7 protein-coding genes are annotated in these 9,202 nt (G+C 69.8%); 3 read left to right on the top strand and 4 right to left on the bottom strand.

What is annotated here, in order from left to right; genetic code table 11:
- Nucleotides 1-218: 218 nt before the first annotated feature.
- Nucleotides 219-1,217, bottom strand: a complete 999-nt coding sequence (locus AB0I41_RS33875; protein ID WP_357115196.1) for a putative sulfate exporter family transporter — start codon at nt 1,215-1,217, stop codon at nt 219-221.
- A gap of 106 nt (nt 1,218-1,323) precedes the next feature.
- Between AB0I41_RS33875 and AB0I41_RS33870 the strand changes: the two genes are divergently transcribed.
- Complete coding sequence (locus AB0I41_RS33870) at nt 1,324-2,280, top strand: LysR family transcriptional regulator (protein WP_357115194.1); 957 nt, start codon at nt 1,324-1,326, stop codon at nt 2,278-2,280.
- A gap of 187 nt (nt 2,281-2,467) precedes the next feature.
- On the opposite strand, the gene AB0I41_RS33865 is transcribed toward AB0I41_RS33870, so the two are convergent.
- The gene (locus tag AB0I41_RS33865) at nt 2,468-2,794 is read right to left on the bottom strand and encodes a hypothetical protein (protein WP_357115191.1); all 327 of its coding nucleotides are present in this window, start codon (nt 2,792-2,794) and stop codon (nt 2,468-2,470) included.
- A 206-nt stretch (nt 2,795-3,000) separates the two neighbouring features.
- Nucleotides 3,001-4,263, bottom strand: a complete 1,263-nt coding sequence (locus AB0I41_RS33860) for an FAD-dependent oxidoreductase (protein WP_357115189.1) — start codon at nt 4,261-4,263, stop codon at nt 3,001-3,003.
- Between the two features lie 62 nt (nt 4,264-4,325).
- Here AB0I41_RS33860 and AB0I41_RS33855 point away from each other — a divergent pair, with 62 nt between their 5' ends.
- Nucleotides 4,326-5,951: a helix-turn-helix domain-containing protein gene (locus AB0I41_RS33855; RefSeq protein ID WP_357115187.1), complete on the top strand. Its 1,626-nt coding sequence runs from the start codon at nt 4,326-4,328 to the stop codon at nt 5,949-5,951.
- A gap of 196 nt (nt 5,952-6,147) precedes the next feature.
- Here the strand turns inward: AB0I41_RS33855 and AB0I41_RS33850 are convergent, their stop codons facing one another.
- On the bottom strand, nt 6,148-6,651 hold the full coding sequence (locus AB0I41_RS33850; protein ID WP_357115185.1) for a hypothetical protein: 504 nt from the start codon (nt 6,649-6,651) through the stop codon (nt 6,148-6,150).
- 525 nt (nt 6,652-7,176) lie between these two features.
- Between AB0I41_RS33850 and AB0I41_RS33845 the strand changes: the two genes are divergently transcribed.
- The gene (locus AB0I41_RS33845) at nt 7,177-9,060 is read left to right on the top strand and encodes a Xaa-Pro dipeptidyl-peptidase (RefSeq protein WP_357115183.1); all 1,884 of its coding nucleotides are present in this window, start codon (nt 7,177-7,179) and stop codon (nt 9,058-9,060) included.
- Nucleotides 9,061-9,202 lie beyond the last annotated feature (142 nt).

Below are 9,202 nucleotides of genomic sequence, written 5' to 3'. Positions count from 1 at the left end.
GCCGGCGAGCCCACTCCGAAAGCTTCACACGGCCATCATACGCAACAACGCACGACCATGTTTGACCATAAAATGGCGAACAGCCGTCAGCCCCCGGCAGCGGTTGCACCGTGGACGGTGGTTGGGCGGCTTCCCGCCAGCGGTTGATGAGGAACGGCGCTTCGCGGACCCGGTGGTGCCGGCGGACGCTGTTCCCCGCCTGATGCCCGATTGCCGACTCAGGACACCAGCATGAAGCCGACCAGCGACGCCCCGGCCAGGACGACAGTGCCGAGCGCCCCGGCGGCCAGGGCGCGCCAGCCGCCCCGGGCGACGGCGCGTACGTCGACGGCGGCACCGAGCGCGAACATGGCCGACGCCAGGAGCAGTCCGGCCGCGGTCGACGACGTGGTGAGTACGCCACCGGGTAGCCAGTTTGTGCTGCGTAGCGCGACCATCGCCAGGAATCCGGTGACGAACCAGGGCAGGATCGGTGGGCGTGCCGACGTCCCGTAGCTGCCCGCGCCCGAACGCCGAGCGATCGTGATCGCGGCGATGAGCGGGGCGAGGAGCACCACGCGACACAGCTTCACCACCACGGCCGCGGACAGCGCGGTCAGACCGACTGCCCCTCCGATCGCCACCACCTGGCCCACCTCATGCACGCTCGCGCCGGTCCACATGCCATATCTGGTCGGGTCGAGGTCGAGCAACAGGTTCAGGACGGGCAACATCGGGAGACACAGGGTGCCCAGTACGGTGACGACCGCGACGGCTGTCACAGTGTCTTCTTCGTCGCTGTCGGCTACCTGGTTCATCGCGGCGACGGCCGAGGCGCCGCAGATCGACACGCCGGTCGCGATCAGCAGCGACCGGGCCGGGCTCAACCCGAGGGCCCGCCCGAACCATCGGGTGAAGAGGAACGCAGCCACGACGCTGGCGAGCACCACGATGATGGGGCCGAACCCCAGCCGGCGGACGTCGGAGACCGCCAGCTGCAGGCCGAGCAGTACCACCCCGGTGCGCAGCAGGGTCGTCGAGGCGATCTTCAGGCCGTCGCGCATCCAGGTCCGGCAACCGCCCAGGCTACTGAGCAGTACGCCCAGCACGATGGTCACCACCAGTGGGCTGGCCACCCCGATCCGGTGGTTCACGGCGTACCCGACCGCGGCCGCCGCACCCGCGACGCCGAGGCCGGGCAGGCTGGCCGTCAGCCGGTGAGTCGTGCGACTGATCATGAATTGCCGCTCCTTCCGCTGGGTCGTCGGCGAGCCGCACTCAGGTTGGACCGGAAGTGGCAGCCCGGGTAGCCCCCGGTGCGATGGCACCTCATAGCCTGTGGCTATGAGTTCACTTCCCGATCTTGAGTCATTGCGGCTCCTCGTCCATGTGGCGGAACTGGGCAGCCTCGGTAAGGCGGCGCAGGCGATGGGAATGACTCAGCCCTCCGCCAGTAACCGGCTGGCCGCCCTGGAGCGCCGGGTACAGGTGCCGTTGGTGGTGCGGACACCGCGCGGTTCGATGCTGACCGACGATGGCCGGGTCGTGGTGAGCTGGGCCCTCCGGCTGCTGGCCGCCGCCGACGAATTCCACGGCAGCCTGACGGCGCTGCGGGCGGCGCGGGCGGCGCAGCTGCACGTTGCCGCCAGCATGACCGTCGCCGAGGCGTTGCTACCGCGCTGGCTGCACATCCTCCGGCAGCGGGAACTCGACGTACGGGTCGGCCTGACCGTGACGAACTCGACCGAGGTGGCCCGGTTGCTGCTGGTTGACGGGAGGATCGACCTCGGGTTCGTCGAGGGTCCAACGATCCCGGACGGGCTCGACCATCGGATCGTCGGCCATGACGAACTCATCGTGGTGGTGGCTCCCCATCACCCGTGGTCCCGGCGCCGCCGCCCGCTCCAGGCGGCCGAACTGGCCGGTACGCGACTGGTGGTCCGCGAAGCCGGATCCGGTACCCGCGAGACGCTTGAGCTGGCGCTACGTGGACTGGATCCATTACCTCCACATCTGGCTCTCGGGTCCAACGCGGCGGTCAAGGGAGCGGCGATAGCGGGTACGGCACCGGCGGTGCTCAGCCGGCACGCCGTCGAGGCCGACCTGACCACCGGCCAGCTCGTCGCGGTGCCCGTCGCCGACCTGTCACTGCACCGCATACTTCGAGCCGTCTGGCCTCGGGGCCGGCGTCTGACCGGTTCCGCCACCGCCCTGTTGCAGGCGGTTGATGCGTCCGCTCAGCCGGGCGACGCGACCGGTGCCACCCGACCGGCAGCCAGGTCAGCGAGCCGGCCGAGGTGATCCGCGTCCCGCGCCGCGACGACCCCTTCACCGGCGGCCAGGACGACGAGGACGACGCTGCCCACCAACGGGCCCAGCCAGCGGGGGCCGGCTGGTGCCGACGACGGACCGAGGCGCGTCTACATGATGCCGCGCACCATGGCGACGGGCTCCGACACAAAAAGGGGGATGCGGTGGTGCGCTTTTGCTATGTGCGGCATTGGTGGTGAGGCTCAGGTTGGCAGGTGGTGCAGAACTGGGTCGACGGCCGGTGCGCCAGCTGCTCGATCGGGATGTCGCAGTGACACCCCTCGCAGGTCCCGTAACGGCCCTGTTCCAGGTAGTGCAATGCCCGGGCGATGTCACCCAGAACCCGCCGTGACGCGGCGGTCAATGCGGAAGTGGCCTCAAGGCCGGTCGCGTCACGGGGCATCTGGCGGGTCTGCCGGGCCAGTAACGCCAGCTGAGTGGTGTGCCGCTCGTACTGCTCCTCCAGGACCATCCGCAGCACACCCAGCTCGTCCTGCCTGCTCACGACGTACACGGTCCGGTTTCCTCTCTGCTCGAAATGAGAGCGGGCGGAGCGCTGTCGCGCTCCGCCCGCGGGTGCCGGTCAGATGAATGTCGGCCGTCGTGGTGGCGGGCGGCGCTGGCCGGATTGCCGCGGCGCCGGCGGCGCGACAATCGGCGTGAGGCCGCTCGGGCGGCCGCAAACGGCCACCGACACGACGAGGTGACGCATCAGCGCAGCGGGTCGAAGGGCTGGAGCTCCGCAGGCTGTCGGCCGGTGGTGATCTGCTCGGCGAGCAGCTCGCCGGTGAGCGGGCCGAGGGTGATGCCCCACATGCCGTGGCCACCGGCGGCGAAGACCCGCGGTGACCTGGTCCGGCCGATCAGCGGCAGCCCGTCGGGGGTGCAGGGCCGCGACCCGACCCACTCGTCGACCCGGGCGTCCAGGTCCGCGCCACGCAGCAGCGGTCGGGCGGCCTCGGCGATGGCCAGAATGCGGCGCCGGTCCAGCGGAGCCTCCGCGCTGCGGAACTCCATCATCCCGGCGACGCGCAGCCGGTCGCCCAGCGGCGTGCACGCGACTCGCTGCGCCGGGAAGTACACCGGTCCCGCCGGGACGTGCTCGATCGCCACGCTGAAGCTGTACCCGCGGCCGGCCTGCACGACGGTCCGGACGCCGAAGCGCCGGGCCAGCGCGCCGAGCCAGGTGCCGGTCGCCAGCACCACCGCGTCGTAGCGCTCGTCCGCGCCGGCGGTGGTCACCACCCGGACCCCTGCCGCCTCGTCGCGAACGTCCACGACGTCTGCCCCGGTGACCAGCGACGCCCCCCGAGCGCGAACCGCGTCGGCGAGCGCGTGCACGTACTCACCGGGATTGATGAACCGCTGGCCGTGCAGGCGAATGGCGGCGCCGATGCTGTCCGACAGCGAGGGTTCCACCTCACGCGCCTCGGACCCGGTCAGGACGTCGAACTCGATCTCCTGACCCGCGGAGTGGATGTGTCCCAGTTCGTCCAGCAGGACCGACCGTTCGGCCTCGGTCCGGTACGCCGCGATGAACGACTTCGCCTCGTTCGTCATCGACGCGACCCCGCCGGCCTCCAGTGCGTCGAACGCCGCGAACGCTCGCCGGTTCATCGGAATGTAGGCCTGCATCGCGGTCCGCCACTTCGAGGCGGTGCTGTGCCGAGCGAAGCCCGCCAGGAACCGCAGCAGCCGGGCGTCCGCGCGCGGTGGCACGTAGACCGGCGACGACGGGCTGATGACGGCACGCAGCCCGTAGCGGAGCACCGCCGGCTCCGGCAGGGGAGTGGTGATGCCGGGGGTGAGCCAGCCCGCGTTGCCCCACGACGCGCCCGCCGCCACCCCGCTGCGGTCGAGCACCGTGACCTGTACCCCCCGCTCCTGCAGGAACCAGGCGGTGGCCAGCCCGACCATCCCCGCGCCGATGACGGCGACGCGCTGGGGGGCGGGCACGGACTCGATGGGAGGCATTCGTTTTCTCCTTCAGAGCAACTGGGGTCCGGCAATCCTGTCCCCACCGCGCCGGAACGTCATTGTTCTGCCAGGCCAATGGTCATCCCCATGATTGGTCGATACGAACAATGTTGAGGAATAATCGGGCCATGATCACCGTGGCTGGAGTGGCGGATGCCGTGGGCGCCGCGCTGCTCAAGGTCATCGTCCCCGGCCGTGAGGCGGAGGTCCGGGACGTGACCCTCGCTGAACTCGACGAGGCACCGATCGGCCAGAGCGGCGACCTCGTCCTCGGTGCGGGCATCGCGACACCGGACCAGGCGCTGGCCGTCATCGTGCGCTGCGCGGAGACTGCGTCGGCTGGCCTCGTCCTGAAGCCTCCGCTGGCCTCGCACCCCGACGTGACGTCCGCCGCCGCCGACCGCAACCTGACCCTGGTCGAGTTGCAGCGCCACGGTTCGTGGGCCCAGCTCGTCTGGCTGCTCCGCGGGGTGATCGACCGGGCTGCCGCGCCCGGCTCGTCGGAGACCGGAGAAGCCGGCGTGTACGACGAACTCTTCGCCCTGGCCGACGCGACGGCCGTCATCGTCGACGCACCGGTGACGATCGAGGACGCCCAGTACCGGGTGCTCGCCTACTCGTCGCGTCAAGACCGCACCGACCCGGCGCGGGTCTCGACCATTGTTGGACGACGCGTCCCCGGCGACGTGATCGCGCACTTTCGTTCCCGTGGCGTCTTCCGCAAGCTCGTGAAGGGTAGCGAGCTGATCTTTGTGCCGCAGGGCCCGGACGGGACGTTGCCCCGTCTCGTGGTCCCGATCCGTGCCGGCGGTGAGCTGCTGGGCTCGATCTGGGCCGTCGTGGAGGGCCCGGTGCCGGACGAGCGCCTGCGCGATCTCCAGGGCGCGGCGTCCGTGCTGGCGCTCCACCTGCTCCGCCTCCGGGTGCAGGCTGATGTCGCACGCCGGGTGTCGGCCGATCGCCTGAGGGCCGCCCTGCAGGCCCCCGGCCCGATGGGCCGGGAGGAACTGGGCCTCCCCCAGGGTCCGTGGCGGGTCGTCGCGCTCGGGGCGCACGTCGGAACCGGGGATCTGGTGCACAACCTGGCCTTGTGGGAGTCGATCACCCGCCGTCACGGTTGGCGTCAGCCGCTGATCGCGAACGTCGGAGACGTCCTGTTCGCCGTCCTGGTCGACGCGGGCCAGTCGCCCGGCTCCTGGCTCTGGATGGAGAGGCTGATTCACGACATCGCCGCGCACGACCCAGGGCTGTGCGCCGCCTCCGGCGGTGTCGCCGTGGATCTGCCCGACCTGCCGCGATCACGCGCCGAGGCGGCGGAGCTGCTCGCGCTGCACGGCTCGGCTCGACGGCGAGGGTCAGTGCTGCGGTTCGAGGACGCCTGGGCCGAGGTGGTCGTACACCGCATGGTCACCGCAGTGCCGCAGGTTGACCTGCTGGTCGGCGGACCACTGCCCGACCTCGTCGCTCATGACCGGAAGCACGGCACTGACTACGTCGCCACGGTCGCCGCCTGGCTCGAGCAGCAGGGCGACCCGAAGAAGGCCGCCCGGCAGTTGCATGTGCACCCCAACACACTTCGGCACCGCATGCGGCGCCTGGCTGAGGTCGTCCACATCGATCTCGAGTCGCCGCGAACGCGGCTGGCGCTGCAGATTCAGCTCGCGGCGTTGCGTCCCGGGTCCTGACGTCCGACGCCTCAAGGCCGACACGTCCTGTTGGTGCACCTCGACGGACCCGACCGGGACGTGCGGCTGCTCGTCATGCCACGTCCGGCCCACCCGTGCAAAAACGCCCTGGTGCGGGACAGCGTCCCCCACCAGGGCGTTTGCCGTTCTTCCGGCTCTCAGGCCGGTACCCGCCAGCGCGGTACCAGGTCAGGTGTCAGCAGCCACAGGTGTAGTAGAGGATGTCCCAGTGGTTGCCCTCGTCGGTGTAGAGGTTGCCCGACGGGGCCCGCCACTGGTAACCCCAGCCGGATATGTAACCCATGTAGGTGTAGGCACTGGAGATGTAGTTGTAGACGCAGGTCGTCTTGGCGATGTCCACCTTGTAGCCGTTCCAGTGGCTGTATGTTCCGCTGGCGTGCCCGATCTCGGTGCCGCCGGTGATGGTGATGGCGCAGCCGCTGGCCCGTTTGAAGGTGATGATGCCGTCGATGGTGGACTGCCGGATGCCCTCGAACGAGGTGCACGTCGAGTTGTAGCGGTCGCTGCAATTGCCGCTGGAAACCCAGGTGATGCCGGCGGCCCTCAGCTGGGAGGTGGCGCTGGAGTGGCTGATTGCGAAGGCGGGGGTGCTGAAACCGAGGACGGTGCCGATCGCCGCGACGCTCGCGAGGAGCAGCGTGAGCACGCGGCGGCGCACGGTACGACGGGTCGTTGACATGGCGTCTCCTGATTCGCAGTAGGGGTAGATGTTTGCGAAGCGGAGGCCGGCCCGTGAAATTTCTACCATGTATAGAAGCATGTGAATAGATGGGCGGGGTTCCATTTGGGGCAACGAGCTCTCCCGGGTCCCCTTGACCAGCAGAAATGCCCTACTTTCGACGCAATCAAAGCCCGTGCCCGCTCGGCGCGCCGACCGGCGCCGGCAATCACCTGTCGCCCTCGATCGAAGTTCGGGGCCCTTCAGGAGGCTCGACGCCGCAAGCGGCGTCGAGTCGTCAGCACCGACTGCCGCCTGCGGAGAAGGCCGACGCGCTGCCCTGCGACGGGAGCGGAGAGTGCCTGGCGACCGGGTGCGACCGCTCCGTGACGCGGACAGCAGGCGGGTCGCGTCCACACAACGCCTCAACCTCGAACTTCAGCATGATCCCGAACGGCGGCTGCCGTACTAGCATCTGGGCGAATGGATCTTCGGGATCCATCTCTGGCCAACTTCGGCCACCAGCCCGACCGAAGGGAGACGCGCATGCGTCGACTCCCCTATCTGGCCCTACTCGGCGTTGGCGTGTCCGGCGCACTGGTCCTGAACGCAGGCCCGGCACCAGCGGCGGCGCAGCCTGCGGCGACCACACCACCAGACATCGTGGTCAGTGACGGCATGACCCAACCGGTGTTCTCGCTCGCCGACGCGATCGAGGAGCGGGTGTACGTACAGACCCCGGTGGACACCGACCGCGACGGCCGCCTCGACCGGGTGGCGATCGACATCTCCCGGCCCCGGGAAACCGCCACCCAGGGCTTCAAGGTGCCGGTCATCTTCGAGCACAGCCCGTATCGCAAGGGCACCTGGGGCAACGTGCCGTACCCGAGTGTGCTGGTGGACGACCTGCCGCAGAACGGCCTGACCCGCCGCTCCGGGCTGCGGGCGCTCGACGTGGAAGCCCAGCGTGCGGTGGCGAAGGCCAACCTGCCCGGCTCGCTGGACGACTACTACGTGCCGCGCGGCTACGCGGTGGTGCTCGGCCAGAGTGTCGGCACCGGCGACTCGGACGGCTGCCCGACCAGCGGCGACCAGGCCGAGACGCTCGGCACCAAGGCGGTCGTCGACTGGCTGAACGGGCGGGCGAAGGGGTACGACGCGAACGGCACACCGGTCACCGCCGGCTGGACCACCGGTGCGGTCGGCATGACCGGCGTCTCCTACAACGGAACGCTGCCCAACCAGGTGGCCACCACGGGGGTCGAGGGACTCAAGACCATCGTGCCGGTCTCCGCGATCAGCAGTTGGTACGACTACTACCGGGCCAACGGTCTGGTCGTCGCACCCGGGACGTACCAGGGCGAGGACACCGACATCCTGGCCCAGTACACCGCCGGCCAGGCGCGGGCCGAGGGGCCCTGCGCCGACGAGATCGCCGAAATCACCGAAGAGCAGGACCGGGTCACCGGCGACTACTCGAAGTTCTGGCAGGATCGCGACTACCTCGACGCCCGGGACGTGGAGGCGAGCGTCTTCGTCGTGCACGGCCTCAACGACTGGAACGTGAAGACCGAGCACTTCGCCGGCTGGTGGGACGAGCTCGCCAAGCGTGACGTTCCGCGCAAGATCTGGCTGCACCAGGGTGGGCACGGTGGTCCGGGCAGCAACGCCTCGGTGACCCTGCCCGACGGCCGGGCCTGGACCTACAAGCAGACCGAGAACCGCTGGTTCGACTACTGGTTGTGGAACGTGCGCAACGGGATCATGGACGAGCCGACCGCGGTGCTGCAGCGGGAGGACCGGGTGTACACCACGTACGCCAACTGGCCCGACCCGGACGCACGCGAGGTCGCGCTGAAGTTTGCCGCGACCGACGCCGCCGACCCGGGCACGCTCACCTCCGGAAAGCCGCCGAAGGCCAAGGTCGAGCAGAGTTTCGTCGACGAGGGCCGGACCATCCACCCGGACACCCTGGTGGCCAACCCGGACACGGCGAGCCCGAACCGACTCGCCTACCGCTCCCCGGTGCTGGCCCAGAACGTCCGCATCTCCGGACGTCCGGAGATGCGGCTGCGGATGGCGATCGACAACAAGCCGGACGCGAACCTCACCGCGTACCTGGTCGACCTCGGCCCGGCCGGCTCGACCGCCGCACCGAAGGTGGTGACCCGGGGCTGGATGGACCCGCAGAACCGCAAGAACTCGTCCCGCACCGAGTTGGTGAAGCAGGGCAAGCTGTACGACTACCGGTGGACCCTGGAGCCGAAGGACTACATCTTCCAGGCGGGCCACCGGATCGGCGTGGTCGTCTTCTCCAGCGACCAGGAGTACACCCTGCTGCCGCTCGGCGGCACCGAGTTGCGGGTCGCGCCGAATGACAGCGAGCTGCGTCTGCCGGTGGTCGGGGGACAGGCCGTACTCGGGTTCTGAGTCGGTCGTTCCGACCGGTGAAACTGATCGCTCGCTGCAGCTGACCTGCGGGTTGGCCGGGGCGCTGATCACAGGTGGGGGGGGCCGCCGGGGGGGGGGGGGCCCCCGGGAAGGGGGGTGGTTGATATTGTGGGCCGCGGGG

Source organism: Micromonospora sp. NPDC050200, from assembly GCF_040656135.1.
Classification (GTDB): domain Bacteria; phylum Actinomycetota; class Actinomycetes; order Mycobacteriales; family Micromonosporaceae; genus Micromonospora.
Note: the sequence above shows the minus strand (reverse complement) of the source record. Positions and strands in the feature narration are given on the sequence as shown.

Excerpts from the sequence above, each read along its gene's own strand:
- AB0I41_RS33875 (WP_357115196.1), bottom strand. The coding sequence starts at position 1,217 with ATGATCAGTCGCACGACTCACCGGCTGACGGCCAGCCTGCCCGGCCTC.
- AB0I41_RS33870 (WP_357115194.1), top strand. The coding sequence starts at position 1,324 with ATGAGTTCACTTCCCGATCTTGAGTCATTGCGGCTCCTCGTCCATGTG.
- AB0I41_RS33860 (WP_357115189.1), bottom strand. The coding sequence starts at position 4,263 with ATGCCTCCCATCGAGTCCGTGCCCGCCCCCCAGCGCGTCGCCGTCATC.
- AB0I41_RS33850 (WP_357115185.1), bottom strand. The coding sequence starts at position 6,651 with ATGTCAACGACCCGTCGTACCGTGCGCCGCCGCGTGCTCACGCTGCTC.
- AB0I41_RS33845 (WP_357115183.1), top strand. The coding sequence starts at position 7,177 with ATGCGTCGACTCCCCTATCTGGCCCTACTCGGCGTTGGCGTGTCCGGC.